Annotated in this window: 16 protein-coding genes; 3 read left to right on the top strand and 13 right to left on the bottom strand. The window is 42.3% G+C overall.

Features of this window, described 5'->3' with window-relative positions; genetic code table 11:
- Nucleotides 1-24: 24 nt before the first annotated feature.
- The 12 genes from BUB52_RS04330 to mnmA all read right to left on the bottom strand — a co-directional run bounded on the left by BUB52_RS04330 (nucleotide 25) and on the right by mnmA (nucleotide 16,292).
- Nucleotides 25-1,641 (bottom strand): FISUMP domain-containing protein, encoded by a 1,617-nt coding sequence (locus BUB52_RS04330; RefSeq protein WP_039950976.1) that lies wholly within the window; start codon nucleotides 1,639-1,641, stop codon nucleotides 25-27.
- A 28-nt stretch (nucleotides 1,642-1,669) separates the two neighbouring features.
- Nucleotides 1,670-2,719, bottom strand: coding sequence for a BACON domain-containing protein (locus tag BUB52_RS04335; RefSeq protein WP_009122774.1), 1,050 nt, complete (start codon nucleotides 2,717-2,719; stop codon nucleotides 1,670-1,672).
- 19 nt (nucleotides 2,720-2,738) lie between these two features.
- The gene (locus BUB52_RS04340) at nucleotides 2,739-4,115 is read right to left on the bottom strand and encodes a DUF4302 domain-containing protein (protein WP_009122775.1); all 1,377 of its coding nucleotides are present in this window, start codon (nucleotides 4,113-4,115) and stop codon (nucleotides 2,739-2,741) included.
- Between the two features lie 12 nt (nucleotides 4,116-4,127).
- Entirely contained in the window at nucleotides 4,128-5,060 is a 933-nt protein-coding gene (locus BUB52_RS04345) for a zinc-binding metallopeptidase (RefSeq protein ID WP_022219265.1), read from the bottom strand.
- A 16-nt stretch (nucleotides 5,061-5,076) separates the two neighbouring features.
- Nucleotides 5,077-6,654, bottom strand: coding sequence for a RagB/SusD family nutrient uptake outer membrane protein (locus BUB52_RS04350; RefSeq protein WP_009122777.1), 1,578 nt, complete (start codon nucleotides 6,652-6,654; stop codon nucleotides 5,077-5,079).
- A gap of 21 nt (nucleotides 6,655-6,675) precedes the next feature.
- Entirely contained in the window at nucleotides 6,676-10,263 is a 3,588-nt protein-coding gene (locus BUB52_RS04355) for a SusC/RagA family TonB-linked outer membrane protein (protein ID WP_039950977.1), read from the bottom strand.
- 161 nt (nucleotides 10,264-10,424) lie between these two features.
- On the bottom strand, nucleotides 10,425-11,570 hold the full coding sequence (locus BUB52_RS04360) for a FecR family protein (protein ID WP_009122779.1): 1,146 nt from the start codon (nucleotides 11,568-11,570) through the stop codon (nucleotides 10,425-10,427).
- A gap of 79 nt (nucleotides 11,571-11,649) precedes the next feature.
- On the bottom strand, nucleotides 11,650-12,138 hold the full coding sequence (locus tag BUB52_RS04365) for an RNA polymerase sigma-70 factor (RefSeq protein ID WP_009122780.1): 489 nt from the start codon (nucleotides 12,136-12,138) through the stop codon (nucleotides 11,650-11,652).
- A 156-nt stretch (nucleotides 12,139-12,294) separates the two neighbouring features.
- Nucleotides 12,295-12,504, bottom strand: a complete 210-nt coding sequence (gene xseB / locus BUB52_RS04370) for an exodeoxyribonuclease VII small subunit (protein WP_009122781.1) — start codon at nucleotides 12,502-12,504, stop codon at nucleotides 12,295-12,297.
- Nucleotides 12,505-12,508: 4 nt separating this feature from the next.
- A complete protein-coding gene (gene xseA / locus BUB52_RS04375) occupies nucleotides 12,509-13,759 on the bottom strand; it encodes an exodeoxyribonuclease VII large subunit (RefSeq protein WP_009122782.1) in 1,251 nt (416 codons plus the stop codon).
- A gap of 41 nt (nucleotides 13,760-13,800) precedes the next feature.
- Complete coding sequence (locus BUB52_RS04380; RefSeq protein ID WP_009122783.1) at nucleotides 13,801-15,171, bottom strand: S8 family peptidase; 1,371 nt, start codon at nucleotides 15,169-15,171, stop codon at nucleotides 13,801-13,803.
- Nucleotides 15,172-15,209: 38 nt separating this feature from the next.
- Nucleotides 15,210-16,292, bottom strand: coding sequence for a tRNA 2-thiouridine(34) synthase MnmA (gene mnmA / locus BUB52_RS04385; protein WP_174263181.1), 1,083 nt, complete (start codon nucleotides 16,290-16,292; stop codon nucleotides 15,210-15,212).
- 191 nt (nucleotides 16,293-16,483) lie between these two features.
- Here mnmA and BUB52_RS04390 point away from each other — a divergent pair, with 191 nt between their 5' ends.
- The 3 genes from BUB52_RS04390 to BUB52_RS04400 all read left to right on the top strand — a co-directional run bounded on the left by BUB52_RS04390 (nucleotide 16,484) and on the right by BUB52_RS04400 (nucleotide 19,890).
- Entirely contained in the window at nucleotides 16,484-17,539 is a 1,056-nt protein-coding gene (locus BUB52_RS04390) for a porin (RefSeq protein ID WP_009122785.1), read from the top strand.
- 37 nt (nucleotides 17,540-17,576) lie between these two features.
- Complete coding sequence (locus BUB52_RS04395) at nucleotides 17,577-18,428, top strand: exodeoxyribonuclease X C-terminal domain-containing protein (RefSeq protein ID WP_009122786.1); 852 nt, start codon at nucleotides 17,577-17,579, stop codon at nucleotides 18,426-18,428.
- Nucleotides 18,429-18,531: 103 nt separating this feature from the next.
- Complete coding sequence (locus tag BUB52_RS04400) at nucleotides 18,532-19,890, top strand: glycoside hydrolase family 28 protein (RefSeq protein ID WP_009122787.1); 1,359 nt, start codon at nucleotides 18,532-18,534, stop codon at nucleotides 19,888-19,890.
- A gap of 10 nt (nucleotides 19,891-19,900) precedes the next feature.
- Here BUB52_RS04400 and ispF read toward each other — a convergent pair whose 3' ends face one another.
- Nucleotides 19,901-20,380, bottom strand: a complete 480-nt coding sequence (gene ispF / locus BUB52_RS04405) for a 2-C-methyl-D-erythritol 2,4-cyclodiphosphate synthase (RefSeq protein WP_039950980.1) — start codon at nucleotides 20,378-20,380, stop codon at nucleotides 19,901-19,903.
- Nucleotides 20,381-20,386 lie beyond the last annotated feature (6 nt).

A 20,386-nucleotide genomic window follows, 5' to 3' on the forward strand; every position in this document is an offset into this window, starting at 1 on the left:
CCTTAATCAATTGTTAGCAAATAACTATTTTTTCAAACAACGAATCGTATGACCATAATTATAAGAGTGGGGAGCATTCTCTGAAGATATTGTAAAATTATTCTTTCCCGAATCTGTATCAGACAAAGAAACATATGCTAAGCCTTCTGTTCTAAAGAGTGGGTCTTTATTCACCGTTTTACTCCAAAAAAAAGCAGAAGTAGTTATTCCATCAGTTTCCGCTGTTGGATTATACTGCCCAGCCGGCAAAACATTAAATCCAGAGATATTAGTCCCAGGATTATTAGCCCAACCTGATACAGATTTCAATTTTGTTCCAGCGGAAGTCCCTATATATGTCTTCAACCGATTTAAATCATTACGTTCTGGTATACCCCATCCACTAGGAGCTAATCCATTCTCTTCAATTACTGCATATCCATTATATGAGGCTCCATAGTCTAAGAAATTTTCTGTTTGAAAATCTGGATTTCGATATGCACCTGATGTTGCATTCTTCCATTCCGTAGCTGTTTTGAGCATAGGTATTGAAGCCCCATTTATATAATATCTAGCTTTCAAATTCTCAGCCATCCAGTATTGGGTTCCAATCTTTACTATTTTATAACTCCATTTAGTATCACCAGGACGAACATCAACCAATAAATCTGGTTCTACGGTTGCAGCAATCACATTAGTAGACTCTGTATCAGTTAATAAAGTACTCTCGCACATATATACAGTTGTTAAAACATCGGTTAAAGTACCCATTGTATAAGTACATTTATTGTTTTCAACATCCCAAACAACAGTTCCTCCGTTATCTATAACCAAACCTTTAGTTAAATCAGTTTGGCCATTAGCCATTGGATAAATAACTATCATCTGTGCATCAACCTCAGCGCCTTCTGCTGTACTCCGCAAATACTCTTTACAGATTTCCGCTACCTTCACCCCATTCACCATCACTTTCTGAACATAACTCTTACTAAAGTCAGTAGGTATAGTTATAGCGTATATCGGTGCAGCAGGAACTTCACCTTTCTGAACTACATCAAAGGATACCGGCTCCGCTCCTCCACTAATTGTAATTTTCGTAGTGCGTTCCGCATCTTCCGTATAAGCCTCAGCTTGAATTTTAAGTTTATTACCGTCCTGAGTCAAAGTACACCATATATCTGTTTCAGGACGAGTAGCGCTCCATGTCGCAGCATTTGTGTTAATAGTAAATTCAATTGCCGTACCTGCAGCATCCAATCTGACAGGGACATCGGCTTCCAAACCTTCGACAGTCAAATAGGCATTAGCAGCAGACTGGGTAACTGTTATTTCTTCAGTCTTAGCATCAGAACCCGTACCTGCAATTACTGTTACTTTGGTAGTACGCGCCGTAAGTGTTTCATTGGCAGTAGCACTGACTGACAATTTATTATCTTCTTGCTTCAAGACACACCATACATCCGCTTCCGGACGTGAAGCTTTCCAAGATGTCTGATTAGTCGTTACCTCAACTACAGCTCCTGTTCCATCCGCAGAAACAGTTACCACATTAGTCGACAATTTTAAAGTCGGTACCTCTACTTTAGGGTCATCGTCATCACTACAACCGACAAATGCTGTCAGCGCAAATAGTGCACCGCATAAGAATAAACTCTTTTTCATACTCATAACAATTTTATTGTGGTTATTACTAATTCGGTCTATACAGTAAACATCTTAGCAGTATCTCATAATCATCGTAATACGTTTCACCCCTAAATAAAGAGAAAGACAAACCTGCAAATGTATTCGGCATACCACCGTTATCTTCAAATGAAAGCCCGATACCGGCACCCTCTACAAATACAGGAACCAGTCCTACCGTATATTCAGAAGTCCAATAAGAACGGGCGCTCAGATTCATTAAACCGAAATGAATATCAAATGTGGGAACCTCATCGTATGCTTTCAGTTTTTGCCCCGCACTGATAGAAAACATATTATTTTCATAAGTCGCTTTTATTGCACAACCGGTTTCACCTTCAAGCAATCCATCGATAGTATAAACACCGGAAGCATCCGGTCCTGAAATCACAACATTGGACAGGCCATAAGTCTGTTGGTCTAATAAAGAGATGTATTGTCCCTGATAAGTTCCCAACAAATCGACTACATCATATTGCATAATAGCATAACTATAAGTACGTTCTCCACAAGTCACTTCAACAATACTACCACGCATAGCTCCCGTTGTATTTTTTGCAACAACAAAAGAGCCCCCCTTGCCATCTTCTGCCGGTACATAGGACAGCCAGCTCCTGTCAGCCTCCGATATAGTTACTTCACAAGGGAAAGAGCCATACACTTCAACAGGTAATGAAGCCCCTTCATTATCGACACGTTGTACTTGCTCCGACTCATTATAAATAAATACGGCACCTTCTTGCACAAGTGTCAATGTCTGCTTTTCCATACCATCAGAAATCGTAATTAGAGCAGAACGTCCCGGAAAATCAGTATTAGCTTCTACCGAAAATTTCACCAGGCTTGTCGTCTGTTCAGCTATTTTACACCATTCTGCATCAACAGTAACCTCTACCGGAAGCACCGATTGCAATTCAATAGTCGCATCTCCACCGGCAGCTTTTATATTAACATCCGCTTTTACTATCTTTAAAGTAGATGACGCATTATCATCATCGCTACATCCTGTTATCAAGACACAGCATACTATCAAAATTATGTTTATTACTTTTTTCATAATCAGACTATTCTTCACATTAATACTTTTGCAATTGTATCGAATCGTACCATTCAATTAAGCCCAAATAACTATTGGTAGAGAAATTCTCATTGTCGTAAGCTGTGAATATCAAAGAAGTAGCAGTTTCACCAGTCATTGAAGAGAATACATTACCATACTCCACAAAAGAAAGTGTCAAGTCATCCCCAGAGCCTTCAGGAATACCTACCAACCCCATCTCCATTTCTGTAAGAGGCGCTAAATTTCCAAGATCAAGTCCGTAATGAGCAGGTAGAAAACCTTGTTCAAACCCTATGACCAAAGCCCCCGGATAACCCATAACCGTTACATCCTGAGGTTTTATTATCAGTCGGCCTGTAGCCTTGTCATAAGTTACAACAATATCGGCCGCTTCTGCTTCCAACTTACTGCTTACCAGCATAAAGCTCTCGCCTTCCACTTTTTGCCGCAGCTCAACAACCGTATATCCCGGCTTAAAATCAACTTTATCTTCTGCTTCGTTATATTGGTCATATTCTTTATAAAACATATAATAGAAACCCAAATAGTCTTCATAAGATGTATAATTCTGAGGATAAGATGCCTTCAAAACAACATCTGTAGCTCCTTCGTCCGAACAAGTAAATGTCATATCCGCTTTGTTCCATACAAAGTTCTGCGCATTTTTCCCTTGAAGACTTATCGCATCTTTAAAACGAATTCCTTCCGGAGTATAGATGAAAGGAGCAACATTACCGGTCTGCCCATCGACGGTTAAAGAAAAAAGATGGGATGTACGAACCGCATTTCCTATTTTCTGCCCCCCAACCATAAGGGAATAAGTTTTTAAGAATGCCTCTCTCTCTATCAGATTCAACTGATTAATATAATCTTTCCAACTGATTCCTTGAGTAAGCGGGGTCATTACCATAGTATTATGATATCGACGGCCTTGCAAAAAGACTTTATTGTCTTCTTGCCCCATATAGACAAATTCATAATCACCTTCCAAATTAGTATTCATGCCCATTACCGGCTCCGAGAAACAATGAACGAATTCATTGAAACTATCGAAAGTCAAGACTGTACTTTCTTCAGAGGTGATTTTATAAAGTGAAGAGGCCTCCTTCCCTGATGCTGTTTTGGCAGAACCGATTTCGGACATTACCGTTACATTATTGCCATCAAAACGGCATAGTAAAGTAATTCCACCCATAGAATAGTCCGTACCCGGATAATACTCCATTTTCCAACCATTAGGAACATTTACCAGCAGCTCTTGCAATTCGGCTACATTTTCAGAAGCCCGGTTGGCAGAAGACTTCTCAAAGATATCGTCTTCTTGGAAAAGGCATGCTTGCAAGCCCAAGCAGGTAAAAGCTAACAATATATATTTAGTAATCTTATTCTTCATATCTCATTCTTTTTATTTGATTACACTTAAATCAAGTTCACCATTAGCAATTTCACCCTGACGGCGAAGCACAACCTGACGTAAACGATCCAAATCAATACCCCAAGTCTGCAGCATATAATCGTAGACAATGTCGAACTTACGTTCAATCAGCGCCCTTCCCGTATCACCTGCATTAGCAAGCATATTATTCCAATATGCCTCCGTATTGACTACATACATTGCAATATTTTCTACAAAATCTTCGCGAGGTTCGCTCATCGCGTAAGCTGTAACAAACCCTTCTTTCCAAGCATCCGAATCACTACGTGAAGTGCTAACCCCTGTTACCGGGTCTGTCTTGATATACCAGTCGGAGCCAACATAGCTATTCTCCGTAATTCGTTCAAAGGAAGGATCGAAGTTCTTGGTTTGATGCAAAATATGCGCAAACTCATGATGCATAGTTTGGAAATAGTATTCATTCAGCATATTAACATCGATATTTTCCGGATCGATATCGTTTACATTATATAAGGTAATCTTCATACCGCCTTCTGCCGTACCAACTACCATTGTTCCATTATCTTCATAAGCCGGAGAACCAATAAAATGTAAGATTTTAGGGACATAATGCCGTAGAAAGTTCGGATTACCGGTGGTTTCATCATAGGCCTCCAACCAAACATGTTTAACAATCTTGGCTAACACCACTGATTTTTCATAAGTAGCCGGAACCAATACGTGAGTCATATCGCTCTCTTTATCCTCCATGCGATACTTCAGCAAAATGTTATACGGATTCGTGTAATTACTTATCACCCATTTGTCAAAAGCACTTTCTTCCGGTTCGTTTTCTTCCGTAAAGATGCTATTATTATAATCAATATCCGTATCTTGATTACAGGAAGCAAACAGCAGGGATACAGTCAGTACCAATAAACTATATACAATATATCTTTTCATATCTCTCTTTTTGTTTTTAATCATTTCTTGGATTAGGTTCCATTCCTGCCGTTATGACATTGGAAGGCAATTGAACAGCCCGACGAGGATCGTCTACTCCCATTGTATCAGTGATACGTACCAATGTACTTCCTTCAAAATAACGACGATAAATAACAATGCCATAACGTTTTATATCCTGCCAACGCAATCCTTCCTCCAATGTCAGAATACGGCGCGCATGCAGAATACAATGAATTAAATTCTCTTGCATTCCTTGTTCCAACGTAAAAGCCGGATGGAGTTCTTTCTTGACAGAAGGATTAGCCGTATTCTCCGGGGTATAATAACTTAATGCCGCATAGAAGCTATTAATCGATTCTTTTGTAAGGGTGGTCGTATTTTTTGTAAAAGCTTTCTGCCATGCATCAATATCTGCAGCCGCTTTGTCATACTGTTTCAGTAAAGTGTATGCTTCCGCCCGGCAAAGTAAAGTTTCGTCAGTTGTAAATGCCGGCAATACCATATGCCCCGTATAACTATCACCCGACGTTGAATATTCCTGATACAAAGCCAATCGGCGGAAACCATTCTTAATAGAGCCACCCGGTGCAAAAGGTTCTTGCCAGTAATTAGTTTGTGAGCCCCATGGTCCGGTAGACTTACAGGTCTCGGCAGCCGTAATATCATTACTGCAATATTTTTCGCATGGAGCATATCCCGGATCAGCAACCAGCGGCCAATATGAATCAGCGGAAATCAACAATAAATTAGCTTGATTATCAGCATTTACATACTCATTAGGCTGTACTGAACGATTGGAAGAAAGCATTCCAAGCGCTTTCCAATCACGCAAGCTTTCAGCCGCATTACTACCTAATACACGGTCGGCATATTCTATCACTTTCCGGCAATTAGAAAAGTCCGATTGCATATAATAAAGATAAAAACGAGCTGCAAAAGCGTACGCCGCCTTCTTGTTGAAATGGTATTTCGCCTTGCTGTAAATATTATCGTCTATCAGTGGCAATCCTTCTTCAATATCTGCGGCAATCCGTTGATAGGTTGTGGCAAGTGTGCCTCTATCGTAACTCGGATTTACCGTAGTTTCTAACTCATCCATATACGGAATACCTAAATCCTGTTCTGCATGAGTAGAGGTATATGCCTTACAGAAAATCGTCGCGAGCAGAAAATGATTGTATGCGCGGCAAAGCAACGCTTCCCCTTTTTGCGGTTGCAGACTTTCCGGATTATCCATACGCTCAATAGCCTTTAACGCCTGGTTCGCCGATGCTATAGAATTATAGCAGTCAATCCACAAAGCATGCGGTGAATCCTGATCCTCTTCAGTGGTTTGCCGCCAATGATACATGTGTTCGTTCAGGCGGAAAAGGTAGGTGTATAAATTACTGTTTTCATCGATATTATCACTATGCAACTCACCAATTTCGCAACTTGTAGTTGTAGGATAGGCAGAAACCAGTATTCTGGTTACGCTTTCCTCGGTAGTCAGTTCTGTCCGATTATCCGGCAATTCATCCAGATAATCGGAGCAGGAAGCAAATAGAGCTGTTGCAAAGAATGCTGTTATATATAAATGTTTATGTTTCATCTTTTCTGTTTTTATTATGAATTAAAAACCTACTCTAAGCGTCAATGTAAATTGGCGAGGTACCGGAGCGGCAACACCACCGGTATTAAAGAATTCCGGGTCCTGTCCGTTCAACTTCTTATCCGCATAAATGAGGAAGAGGTTGGTAGCCTGCAACTTCAGTGACAGGTTGGATATCTTGGCCGGTTCTATCCAGGCTTTTGGGAATTCATAGGCAAGAGAAATCTCCTTCATACGAATGAAATCACCTTTGGCGATACGCTCTGTTGAATAATTGTAAGCATTGTAAGCATACACCAAATTCTGGTTTTCATAATACTGCCGTTTGGAGATGATAGCCGGAATATTTGTACGAGCCTCATCACCCGGTACTGTCCAGCGGTTCTTAAACTCACGAGGCATAGAAGACAAATCCGAATACTGGTAGCTGAAACAAGGATTCATGCGGACTACATTACCGAATGAATATGTCATAAAGACATTCAGCTTAAACCCTTTATAGGTAAAGATATTACCTAAACTACCCGTTATAGTCGGATCGGTAGGACCTTCGTACTTCAAATAATCCAAATTTTCGCGTGTCTGGAAGTCAATATTCGTACTGGTAACTTCTCCATTAATCAAATATTGAGGAATACCGTTCTTATCCAATCCTTCAAATGGAATGGAGAATAAGCCGCGTACAGGATATCCTTGCATGGCAAAACCGTTTCCTGATACAAGTTCCATCATGCTGGCACGTGACTTCAAATCGGTTACTTCATTTTTCGCGTAAGAGAAGATGAAGTCCGTATTCCATGAGAACGACTGCGACTTTACATTTTTGGTAGAAAGCGTGAACTCAACACCATGCGACTTCATGGAAGCGATATTGGCATATTTATAGATAGTACCGCCTACACCTTGCGTAGCGATGATACCTATCAAATCGTAGTTATTACGCTTGTACCAGTCCACTGCAAAATTGATGCGGTTGTTTAAGAAACCCATATCCGCGCCGATGTTCAACTCGTGCTTTTTCTCATAAGTCAGTTCACTGTTCTCCGGGTCAGAAACATAAAGTCCGGTTTCCTGTCCGTCCGTAAAAGGACGATAAGGAGAATAACTCATGATAATTGCCTGTGAATTGGTTACATACTCCGGACCACGGTCGGCTGTCAATGAATAAGACGCTTTCAACGTCAAGTGTGACAAGGCAGGCGCAAAAGCTTTATCAAAGAAATCCTCTTCATGCACATTCCACGCACCTGAAATATTCCAAGTAGGCAACCAACGGGCAGAACGGCTCCGTCCCATACGGTTTGTTCCTTCATAACGGAAAGTTCCGTTTAATGTATAACGACCGTCATAAGAATAAGCCAAATTAGTAAATCCGGCCACGCTACGGGTAGTTGAATGGCTTAAACCATAGTAAGGTTCTCCTGCTTCAATACCTTTCTTGAAGTACTCATATACGTAATAAGGTATCTCTCCCATAGTATATTGCATACCCCAACCCTGAAAATAATTCTGCGAACGCTCCAGATTATTCACTTCAAGACCGGCAAACAAGTTAGTCATGTGCTTTTCTTTAAACATGTGGTTCCATGACAAAGTACCACGAAAGTCAATTCCAAGCATACGATAATCTTTCCGTTGATAGATACCGCCTTCCGGCAAAACAGTGATAGGCAATGCATACGGATTATCCGGATTGGTATAAAGCAGATTATTCGCATCACGTATCGTCGCATCATCCATACCGGTACGATAGGCCGTTGCCTGATTGGAATCATCCTTGATATTATGCTCCTGCGAGGAAGCCTGATATTTTACCGAACCCAAAGCGCTGATTTCCAATCCCGGAATTACTTTCCAACGCATTTCACCCTGGAACTTTACATCAACAACGTTTAAATCAATGTAGTTATTATCCAATTCATGCAATATATTGAATGGAGCATAGTTTGTTGTATAGTCAACCGAAGGGTCCAACGCACGCGAGGTATTCAACGCGTAAGAATATGGATTGATATCAAACTGACGACTGACCTCACCGCTCGCCGCGTTAATCTCCGAACTCAATGTGCCCGGTGCTTTCTGTTTACGATAAGAAGCATTGGCAATCATGTTCACAGACAGATTCTTATACATATTGTAAGTAGTATTCAGATTAGCGGTGTAGCGTCTGACTTCACTCTGCTTGTACCAACCCGGATCGGACATGGCACTCAATGAAGCATAATAAGATGCTTTTTCCGAACCGGAAGTAATACTGACCGAATGATTCTGAATAATGTTATTAGAAAATAAAGCGTCAAACCAATCCGTATTTCTCATCTCCGCCTGACGCAAATAAGAGTTACGCGCTGCTGTCGTGTTCGCAAGACCAAATTGTCCGGTAGTCTCATTATACTGATTTATCAGCTGGTACATTTTACCATATACACCGCTGTTCTTGGCACGGTAAGTATCGCTATTATTCAACCAGCCTTTCTGCTCCAGTTCCTTATAAATACCCATTTGTTCCTGAGAATTCATAATATTGAACTCTTTATAACTGGGAATCATACGGGTAGTAAACTCGCCTGTATAACTGATTTTATGTACTCCGGCCGAACCTTTTTTAGTAGTCACGACAATTACACCCGCCATAGCACGTGCACCATAAATAGACGTCGCCGAACCGTCTTTCAGGATTTGAAAACTTTCGATATCATCCGGATTTAAACCTGCGATAGCGGAACTGATCAATGTTTCGGCATCACCGGAAGAAAGATCGTCTGCTCCCACCTCGATAGCATCTTCCATGATAACTCCATCAACAACCCACAAAGGCTTGGAACTACCATAAATGGAAGTTGCGCCACGTACGCGAATTTTGGGCGCCGTACCGAAAGTTCCGGATACGTTTTGTACGGAGACACCGGCCGAACGTCCTTCCAGACCGCGGCTGATATCCGCCATACCATCCATTTTTATATTTTCTGCCTTTAACTGGTCGGTAGCGCCGGTAAACATACGTTTATCCATACGCTGCATACCCGTCACAACAACCTCCGACAGTGTCTGTACATCCGATTGCAGAGACACTTTCATTGTCGGTGAGGGAGAAAGCGACTGCGGCAGCATACCTACATAGGAAAATTCCAACTTGGAACGACTGGACACATTAGGTAATGTAAATTTACCGTCCATATCCGTCAGCACACCGGTAGAAGTACCTTTCACCATAACGGTAGCTCCGATAAGCGGTTCACCATCATCAGCCGACAACACAACACCGTTTACCGTATATACTTTAGCCTGTTTGGACGGGCCTTTCGTTGTAATGGTAATAAATTCCTTATCGATATTGTACTCAAGTTTCTTACCCGACAGGACAATATCCAAAGCCTCCCGGATATTTTTATCCTTGATGACACCGCTATACGTATATGGCTTCACATCATCATACGTAAAAAGGATTTTATAACCCGAAATTTTGCTTAACTGTTTAAATACGGAAGATAGCTCTTCATTTTTAAACTCTACCGTAAGTTTCTTCTCACTCACTTGAGCTTCCGCACAGAACGGAAGCCAAAATAGGAAAAAGAAAAGCGGAAATAATAAGTACCTCTTTCTTCTCATCATACGTTTATTTTTAATAATATTAGCGAAGCTTCATTTATTAATAGTGCGTACGACTTGAATAACAAGACACCTCTTTTCCTTATTTTTTTCGATTCATGAAACTTTTTCTCTAAAAAGCATCTACAATATGGAAGAATTTACACAAAATATGCATTCATTTAGTCAACATAGACTGTATTCTCACAAAGTGTTAACGTTACCTTTTTTAAACGATTCATTAAACGAATAGTTTCTTCGATGCCGCTTTGGCGATTGGACATAAAATGTATGCGATATGCCATGGCTTCTTTATTTCTAAATGTAACGTTCACATTATACCAACGTCCGATAGACTTCATGATATCTGCCAACGGCAGTTCGTCAAAATAGAAATATCCGTCTTTCCAATAAGTATAGGCTTCACTGTTTACTTCTTTCACCTCAAACAATCCATCGGAAAGAAGCATGGCGTCTTTACCCGGTTCCAAATCCACAAAACGTGCATTTTCATGACTGCGAACCTGTACTTTACCGCTAATCAGTGTTACATGACTGTCTTCAGCCGTATAACTTTTCACATTAAATTCTGTTCCTAGAACCTTAGTCTGCAAATAATCTGTCTTTACGATAAAAGGCTTTGCGTCTTTTGTAACTTTAAAGTACGCTTCTCCTTCAAGAAAAACCGTACGTTCCTTTTCTATAAAAGCGGTAGGATAAACCAATTTACTATTGGCATTCAGCCAAACCTCCGTACCATCACAAAGAATCAATTTGAATGTCTCGCCTCTGGGAATTACAATAGAATGAGTCTGCAACATTTTTTTTACTACCGGAACGGAAGTCTTTGCCAGATTGGTATAATCAAGAGTTCGCCGTTTTTCCACCTGTTTGTTTTCTTTTTTAGGCTCATCGTCCAAAAAGAACTGCTTACCGTCATTTAATTCCAGAACAATACGTTGCTCATTCGGATCTGCAGCAAACACCGTGACTGATTTAGGCGAAGTAACCGGTACATTAAATAGATAATTCAATGAAAAAAAAGCTCCTACCAAGATAGCTGCCACCGAACCGCTCCATATCCAAAACATCTTAAGATATTTTTTCCTATTGCGTCTGCCTTTCAAACGGGCTAGCTCAGCCTCAACGTCGACCATACCGGAAGCTTGGTGCTTATGTAAAAGATATCTGACACCCATCAAATCCTTACAGGCATCTAATGTCTCCGCATCTTCCAAATCTTCCCATTTCTTATCAGAAATATCGGATGAGCTCTCCATTAAATCCAATGCTTTCTCAAATTCAGATGTACTATCTTGATTACTCATAAATCCGCTAATTAGTTAATACTCTATTATAATTGCGTTTATAAAACTTATTTTGAACCGTTTAGCCTATTTTTTAGGTTTATTTAGCAAATTCTTCCCGAATTGCTTTCAAGGCTTTAACAATATGTTTTCTAACCGCACTTATGCTTATATTCAATTCTGCGGCTACTTCTTTATACTTCTTCTCATGTAGATAGCACTCTTCCAGGATGTGTCTCGTATGCGGTGTCATTCCATCCAATACTTTCTGAATCTTCACCATACGTTCGTCTTGTTCCTTAAATTCCACTTCAGTATAATTTTCATACAATTTCTGAGAGAATTCAGCATAAGCGTAATGTATGTCTTGGTGTCTCAGATAGTCGATAGAACGATTGCGTACATATATAAAGAGATACGACTTAGCCGTGGCCTTCTCTATCCTATCAAAATTCTTCCATATATATTCAAAAGCATCGCTCGCTATATCACGGCTTACTTCCCAATTGTTAATGAGAGAATGTGCATAGGAATAAAGAGGGACATAATATTCTTTAAAAAAGAAATCAAAGTCAGCAAAGTCCTCCACCTTTTACAATTTATTATTTATCTTAAACAAATTCGCCAGCGAAATTAATTATTATAATAATAAAGAAAAAGCAGAATCTTCTCTTTCAGCCTCTAAAAGAGTTATATAATATTAATACATTAAAAATCGAGCTAACAAAAAGCCGTTCCAGGTTGTTTAATCTTGCTGTTTATCCGATAAAAGTTTTTTGACCTCACAATCTGCCTTGGTTAATTTATCACTACAAAATGCAATGATTTCATTCGCTTCTTTTATCTTTTCGGCAAGTGCATCTATTTCCAACTCATTGTTGTCTATCTGACTGACAATTTTCTCCAGCCGTTCCATTGCTTGGGAATACGTCTCTTTTTTCTTGGGTGTAGGCATAGGATTATTTATTTTTTGACGATTTATTCGTTACTACTGAAATCACTTCTCCGTGATACAATCGAGTGATGATTTCATCACCCTCGTTTAGGAGAGAAGTGTTCTTTACAGCTTTACCGTTTTTTAATGTAATACTGTAACCACGGGCCAATTGTTTTTCCGGGGAAGCATCCATCAACCGCTGTTGAAGTAGTTCCAACCGATGATGTTGACGAAACAAAGAAGACGTTACAGCTTGTACAATATCTTTTCGAACGGTAAGTAAAGTTAATTTCACATCCGAGATACAACTATAAGCAGCGGAAGGAATACGATTCTTACAGGATACTAACCTCTGATGTTCTTGCATCAGCAAATTCCGGGCACCATCGTATAAACGGGCAGCCAACAAATCCAACTCATCGGCAGCGTCATTCATACAGTCTATCAGGAATTCCGCAGCAGCAGTAGGAGTCTTGACACGGGTGTGGGCTACAGAATCAATCACCGTATCGTCACGCTCATGCCCGATACCTGTAATAATAGGTAAAGGAAACTGCGCACAGGCCGCCGCGAGCAAATAAGTATCAAACCCGGAAAGGTCGGAGGTTGCTCCACCTCCACGAATAATGACCACTACATCGAAATTATCCAAGCGGGAGTTTATCTTGTCCAAAGCAGCCAAAACAGATTCTTCAACACGCTCACCTTGCATCAATGCCGGAAAAAGCTCCGTATGGAAGTAAAAACCTCCCGGATTATTTTGTAACTGGTGGCAAAAGTCACCGTATCCGGCAGCGGTTGGGGAAGAAATAACCGCGATACGCTGCGGCAAGCGAGGTATTTTCAATTCTTTATTTAAAGTGAGTACCCCTTCTTCTTCCAATTGTTTCAGAATTTCCTTACGGCGACGAGCCATATCACCCAAAGTATAGGTGGGGTCTATATCCTGTACCGTAAGACTGTATCCATACAGCTCATGGAAGCTGACGGTAACTTGCACCAACACTTTGATACCCGAAACAAATGCCTGTCCTGTGGCTTCCTCAAAATAAGGTTTCAACAGACGAAATACATTCGACCAGATTGTCCCCCTTGCCTTGGCTATCAAACTATTACTACGGGCATCCTTCTGTACGAACTCCAGATAACAATGTCCGGTGCTGTTGGTACGTACATCACTTAATTCCGCCTGTATCCAATAGGTATCAGGCAGACATTGTTCCAAGCTTCGGCGTACCAGAGCATTCAAGTCGTATAGTGATAATGCATCCACGTTTTTAAATATAAAGTATAGGTTTGAAGGTTTCTGTTTTTTTACTTCTTTTGCTTATAACTATTATAAGCTTTCCACATATCCGGCACACCATAACCATAGATATTATCCGGATAGTCGGCACGGTCACCGGAAGTACGAACCAATTCAATCAGTTCCTTCGCGGTCAGCCGGGGACATGCCTGCCATAAACAAGCCACCATTCCACACATGATGGGCGAAGAAAAAGAAGTCCCGTTTGCTTTGCCTTGATTCCCGTCCGTACGAATCACATCCGCTCCTTCACCCACAGCTACAACATCCGGTTTAATCCGGTTATCGGCCGTATTGCCGATAGAAGAGAACGGAGCCAGTACCGCTTGTTTGTTTATAGCGCCTACCGTCAATACATTCTCAGCATCTCCCGGAGGAGTTATCTTTTTCCAAGCCCCCATTCCCGAATTACCGGCACTGCACACCAACACCATACCCTTATCAGCTATATGTGAGGCCTGACGAGACATCAAAGCATGGCGTCCATCCAAATCACGGTATTTATAATTTTTCGATTTATCATCGAAAGCATAATATCCCAAAGAGGTATTAAGCACGTCCACACCCACACTATCGGCAAATTCTACGGCGGCAGCCCAATAGTCCTGCTCTACCAAATGCTCGGAATATTCATCCTCACTGCGAAGCAGCCAAAAAGAAGCCTCAGGTGCGGTACCCGTCATAATACCCGGCCGGTTCATTCCGATACAAGAAAGCACACTCAGTCCATGACTGCTCTCAGCAAATAAATCCGCCTGAGGATTGACAAAATCTTTAACACCTAAGACACGGATATTCCGCATTGCCGTTATCTTATCCAAATTATGAAATCCGGCATCAATGACAGCAATCGTCATTCCCTGCCCCTTAAATCCGGCATCATGCAATTTATCTCCATTGCTCAACTGAATTTGGGTGATAGCAGGTCCGTAAATACTGTCAGTGTATATCTTCGGCTCATTAATTACAGAATCACGTGTTGCGACCCTCGTCCCTTCATTCATTTTCGGAGCAGTCCATACCTTTTCCGCAGTACGTACAAACGGCAATGCGGCAATACGGTCAATCAAAGTAGAATCATTGCAGGAAACCGTAACAAAGTTTTCCCATTTTCCCGCAACCACGATATTCACTCCTTGTCTGCGTATCTCATCGATATACTTACGGCAAACCGGCAGATCGGTGGAGTCAATCGCCAGATTCTGTTTTTGGCGTCTTGCAATGGCTTTCTCCGAAAGAAACTGTTCCGGACGTTCCAATGAATAAACGGTAGCTGCCTTGTCTCTTAAACTAATACGATATTTCAACGTATCTTGCTGTGCCGATGCACCTGCCACAAACAACGCTAAAACTGAAAGAATAATTAATCTCTTCCTCATCAATCTCTTTTTATTTTCAAATTTCCATTCTTAATTCTCTAAATATACATACCGATACCCCGTTGCGAAGCGATAAACGAACCGCCTGCCACCCGTTTTCCGATGTAGAATACAGCAGATTGTCCCGGTGCAATGGCAGATGCTTCCGCCTCAAAATGTACCAGTAACCGTCCGTCTTCCAGGCGTTTTACCGAACAAGGAACCGGCTTACTGCGATAGCGGATGCGAACCGTCAGTCCACTGCTTCCGAGAACCTCTCCCTCATCAATCAGATTATCCTGTTCCGCAAGCATATATTCCGCTTTGAGTTGCTCTGCATCTCCCAGCATTACGGTATTCTTCTGCGGATTGATTTTCAACACATAAGCAGGTTTTCCCAATGCGATTTCAAGTCCTTTCCGTTGTCCGATGGTATAGTAAGGAAAGCCCTTATGCTCTCCCAACTTCACCCCTTCCGAATTGACAAACCAGCCCGGTCCTACTTCATCGTCTATCTCCGGAGAATGTTCGCGCAGAAAATCCCGATAATCTCCCTTTATGAAACAGACTTCCATGCTTTCCCCTTCTTCGGCCTTCAGCGTATAACCTTTATCCCGTAGGTAATCACGCACTTGCAATTTTGTATATGCTCCTAATGGAAAAAGGCAGCGTCTCAAAACATCCTGCCCCAGTTTCCAAAGAAAATAAGACTGATCTTTCTTCTCATCGTCCCCGGCGACTATGTATATTTTCCCATTCAGTTCTTCCAAACGGGTATAGTGCCCCGTAGCAATATACCGGCAATTCAATTTATCCGCCCACTCCGTAAAAATACGGAACTTAAACAGAGGGTTGCACATCACACAAGGATTGGGTGTCCGCCCCTGTCGGTATTCATCTATAAAATTCCGAACAATCACATTGCGAAAGGCCTCACGTTCGTCAGCCACATGATGTTCAATGCCCATACTCCGAGCCAGTTGACGGGCCTCTAACGGTTCGTCTCCCCACACCCACATCGTAAGGCCGATTATCTCGTAGCCCTGTTCTTGCAGCATCAAACATGTAGCGGTACTGTCAATACCACCGCTCATACCAACCAGCACTCGCTTTTCTATCTTGTTCATTTCTCGGATATTCATCGTTTTAGCCTGCAAAAATACGGGTTTTCGAGTAGAAGACAGAGAAAAGCCCCGCCTTTTTAGCAAGACTTCACATAGATACATATAGTTTTCTCTCTGATTTTGTAACAAAAACGAAACGTATATGACATAAAAACACAACATATATGACCGTATCTTTGCCGCCGTAAACAAATCGACAACAACAAATTATGAAAAAAAGCGCATTGATGCTGCTCATCATCCTGCTGCCCTTTACGGCGAAAGCCCAAAGTGCCTACAACAACGAGGACGGAAAGAAGATAAACAAGGAAAAACTGGAAACAAAAGACTATCTGCCCGAAATTCATGGAACCATCCGCTCCAAATACGAATACCAGACCACTATGGGCGCCGGACGCTTTGAAGTGCGAAACGCACGTGTCAGTGTCACCGGTAATGTCTTGCCGATTGTGGCCTATAAAGCCGAAATCGACCTGTCGGACGAAGGAAGCATCAAAATGCTCGATGCCTATGCACGCCTGTTTCCGGCAAAAGGGCTGACAGTAACCGCCGGACAGATGCGTGTGCCCTTTACCATCGACGCACACCGCTCACCACACCAACAATATTTTGCCAACCGTTCATTCATCGCCAAACAAGTAGGTAACGTGCGTGATGTGGGTGTCACACTGGGATATACCCTGCCTACCGAACTACCCATCACGATAGAAGGCGGACTGTACAACGGTTCGGGACTGACCAATCAAAAGGAATGGCATAAAGAAATAAATTATTCCGCCAAAGCCCAATTCCTTTTCACCAAAGGGCTGAACCTGACACTGAGCGTACAAAGCATACAGCCGGAAGAGATACGCGTACAATCATACGATGTCGGCGCTTACTATGAGTTCCACCGCTTCCATATCGAAGGTGAATATCTATACAAGCAATACTCCGACAACGCCTTCGGAGATGTACAGGCCGTAAACACATTTATCAATTACGACCTTCCCCTGCGGAAAGTATTCAATAAAATGTCTTTCCTGCTACGCTACGACATGATGACAGACCAAAGTGACGCCAAAACAACCGACGAGGAAACCGGTTCATTAATCACCACCGACTACAAACGCCAGCGACTGACAGGCGGTATCACTTTCAGTCTCAGTAAAGCGTTCCGCACAGACCTGCGTCTGAATTACGAAAAGTATTTCTATGCCCGCAACAGTATTGCAAAAGAATCTGAACAAGACAAAATCGTACTGGAACTGATGATACGATTCTAAATAAAATTCCGTATATTTGGAATAAGCAAATTGATGTATGGCAAATCCGCTTATTCCAGGCATCACCGCCACAGAACAAGACTTGTTGTATCAAAAGCTCAATGCATACAACCGGCAAAAGACCTCCTTCAAAGAAGTTGGCGCTTATCTTGTGGTACTGCCGAGAGCGGACCATCCCCGCTATTCACTTTGGATTTACTCCCCCTTACCCGAAAGGCAATCCATATTTTACATATTCGACCTGGACGAAGACGTACACGAAACCTTACGTATATCCAGTACTTTATGTTATTACTCTTCACGCCCTCTGTTTTTAGTGGAATATAACGCCAAACGAATGCAGAACAGAGGCGACGACATTATCTCTTTCGGTAAATACCACGGACATTACCTGCACGAGATTCTGCAAGTGGATCCCGGCTATCTCACTTGGATAGCTTTTAAGTTCACCCCCCGAATACCCAAGCAAGAACGTTTCGCTCAAATCGCCCGGATATATCATTCCGTATATATCGACATCCTGCAACGAAAAGCCCAACAACCGTCTATCGGACGCTATCTCGGCAAAGAGGGAGAAAAAGTAGAGAATCTGGTTCTAACCATTTTCAGTGTCCGTCTGGAAGACGATCCCTATAAGACGCAGGTCAAAGGTACGACCCCTTACTTCTATGTCCGACAAATACTGAAACTGAAAGACGCCTCCGGAAATCTTGTAACTTTCCGCATCAGCTCTCGTACGGCAAGCAGGCATTCATGCCAACTGCCGGCCATGGAGCATGCTTACCGGATAGACGAAACAGTCCATATAGCCTCGGCACATATTGCCAACACCTATACCATTGGAAAAAACAAATGGACACGACTTAATTATGTAAAAATCCGGCAATAGCACAAATCCAGTCAAAAATTCCATTTCAAACATCAATTCATCCACCTTTCCCCGGAAAGAAACCCGTATTTTTGCCTTGTACATATTTAGATACTGTAATACCATGAAAAAACAATCTGCACTCTGGTGCTTACTTCTCTTATTGACGATAGTAGCATGCACTGCCACATCCCCCCGGAAAGAAACCGGAGAATGGGCAAAAGTACCCGGAATACTAAAAAATATCGTACCGCCTGCATTTGCCGATACGATTTATGATGTGACCGAATACGGAGCAAAAGACGATACAGCTTTCGACAGCCGTCCCGCCATCCTGAAAGCCATCAATCAATGTAACACCGATGGAGGCGGTACCGTACTGATTCCCGCGGGAAACTATTTCATCAAAGGAGCCATTACGCTGAAAAGTAACATCAACCTGCACATCGCCGAGGGTGCACGTCTGGAATTCTCTACCGAAGCCGCCGACTACCTTCCTATGGTACTGACTAAATGGGAAGGAACGGAATGCTTCAACTACTCTCCCTTTATCTACGCATACCAGTGCACAAATGTCGCAGTAACCGGCAAAGGTACTATCGACGGAAACGGTTCGGTGACCTTCAACGACTGGCATGCCATACAAGGCCCTGCCGTAGACCGTCTGCGCCAAATGGGCATCGATTCCGTTCCGGTCTACGAACGCGTATTCGGCGAAGGACATTATCTACGTCCTTGTATGATACAATTTTACGGTTGCAAAAACGTATTGGTGGAAGACTTGAAGATATACGATTCTCCTTTCTGGATTATCCACCCCGTATTCTGTGACAACGTAACCGTACGAAACGTATATATCGACAGTAATAACTACAACAATGACGGCTGCGACCCGGAATCCAGTACCAACGTACTGATAGAGGGAATGGACTTCAATGTAGGCGACGACGGCATCGCCATCAAATCCGGACGCGACCAGGACGGCTGGCGCATCGGACAGGCTACGGAAAATGTCATCATCCGCAACTGCCACTTCGCACGTTGGGCTATCACTATCGGAAGCGAGATGTCCGGCGGAGTACGAAATATCTATATCGAAGACTGCAAGATAGACAGTTGCCGCAATGGCATATACTTCAAGTCCAACTTAGACAGAGGGGGTTATTTTGAGAATCTGAATATGCGCCGCATTGAAGCGGATGTCTGTCTATGGGGTGTCATCAATTTCCGTACAAACTATCACGGATACCGGGGCGGCAATCATCCTACATTGTTCCGTAACATCTGCATTGAAGATGTAACCTGCAACCGTGTGGACAGCGTGGCTCTCATGGCTAACGGACTGCCCGAAGCCAAGCTGTACGACATCACCTTGAGAAATATAACCGTAAAGAAAGCCCCGAAAGCCATCCAAATGGAAAATGTGGTAAATCTGACATTGGATAACGTGACGGTTAACGGAAAGGCGGTAACCGCTCCCTGATTAAATCAGACTATTCTTTCATTATCAACACGGTTGCATAAGCGGATATACCTTCCTCCCGTCCGGTAAAGCCCAGTTTTTCCGTGGTAGTGGCCTTTATGGAAATATCATCTTCATCAATCCCCATTACAGCGGAAAGAGTTTGCTGCATGGCAGGTATATTCGCTTTCAGTTTAGGACGTTCGGCACAAATTGTCGCATCGATATTACCGACAGAATAACCTTTGTCACCTATCAGCTCTACCGTTTTCTTCAACAGAATCTTGCTATCTATGTTTTTGAACTCACCTGCCGTATCTGGAAAGTGATAACCTATATCACGCATATTCGCCGCCCCCAGCAATGCATCACAAATGGCGTGTATCAATACGTCGGCATCCGAATGTCCCAACAGACCTTTCTCATGTTCCAAACGCACGCCACCCAACCAAAGTTCTCTGCCTGCCACCAATTGGTGAACATCAAAGCCAAAGCCAACACGTATCTTCATATCTTT

Origin of the sequence: Bacteroides clarus YIT 12056, from assembly GCF_900129655.1 — a bacterium.
GTDB lineage: Bacteria > Bacteroidota > Bacteroidia > Bacteroidales > Bacteroidaceae > Bacteroides > Bacteroides clarus.

Bases quoted from the DNA above. Each gene is read 5' to 3' on its own strand.
- BUB52_RS04330 (WP_039950976.1), bottom strand. From the start codon at position 1,641: ATGAAAAAGAGTTTATTCTTATGCGGTGCACTATTTGCGCTGACAGCA.
- BUB52_RS04335 (WP_009122774.1), bottom strand. From the start codon at position 2,719: ATGAAAAAAGTAATAAACATAATTTTGATAGTATGCTGTGTCTTGATA.
- BUB52_RS04340 (WP_009122775.1), bottom strand. From the start codon at position 4,115: ATGAAGAATAAGATTACTAAATATATATTGTTAGCTTTTACCTGCTTG.
- BUB52_RS04345 (WP_022219265.1), bottom strand. From the start codon at position 5,060: ATGAAAAGATATATTGTATATAGTTTATTGGTACTGACTGTATCCCTG.
- BUB52_RS04350 (WP_009122777.1), bottom strand. From the start codon at position 6,654: ATGAAACATAAACATTTATATATAACAGCATTCTTTGCAACAGCTCTA.
- BUB52_RS04355 (WP_039950977.1), bottom strand. From the start codon at position 10,263: ATGAGAAGAAAGAGGTACTTATTATTTCCGCTTTTCTTTTTCCTATTT.
- BUB52_RS04360 (WP_009122779.1), bottom strand. From the start codon at position 11,570: ATGAGTAATCAAGATAGTACATCTGAATTTGAGAAAGCATTGGATTTA.
- xseB (WP_009122781.1), bottom strand. From the start codon at position 12,504: ATGCCTACACCCAAGAAAAAAGAGACGTATTCCCAAGCAATGGAACGG.
- BUB52_RS04380 (WP_009122783.1), bottom strand. From the start codon at position 15,171: ATGAGGAAGAGATTAATTATTCTTTCAGTTTTAGCGTTGTTTGTGGCA.
- mnmA (WP_174263181.1), bottom strand. From the start codon at position 16,292: ATGAATATCCGAGAAATGAACAAGATAGAAAAGCGAGTGCTGGTTGGT.
- BUB52_RS04390 (WP_009122785.1), top strand. From the start codon at position 16,484: ATGAAAAAAAGCGCATTGATGCTGCTCATCATCCTGCTGCCCTTTACG.
- BUB52_RS04395 (WP_009122786.1), top strand. From the start codon at position 17,577: ATGGCAAATCCGCTTATTCCAGGCATCACCGCCACAGAACAAGACTTG.
- BUB52_RS04400 (WP_009122787.1), top strand. From the start codon at position 18,532: ATGAAAAAACAATCTGCACTCTGGTGCTTACTTCTCTTATTGACGATA.
- ispF (WP_039950980.1), bottom strand. From the start codon at position 20,380: ATGAAGATACGTGTTGGCTTTGGCTTTGATGTTCACCAATTGGTGGCA.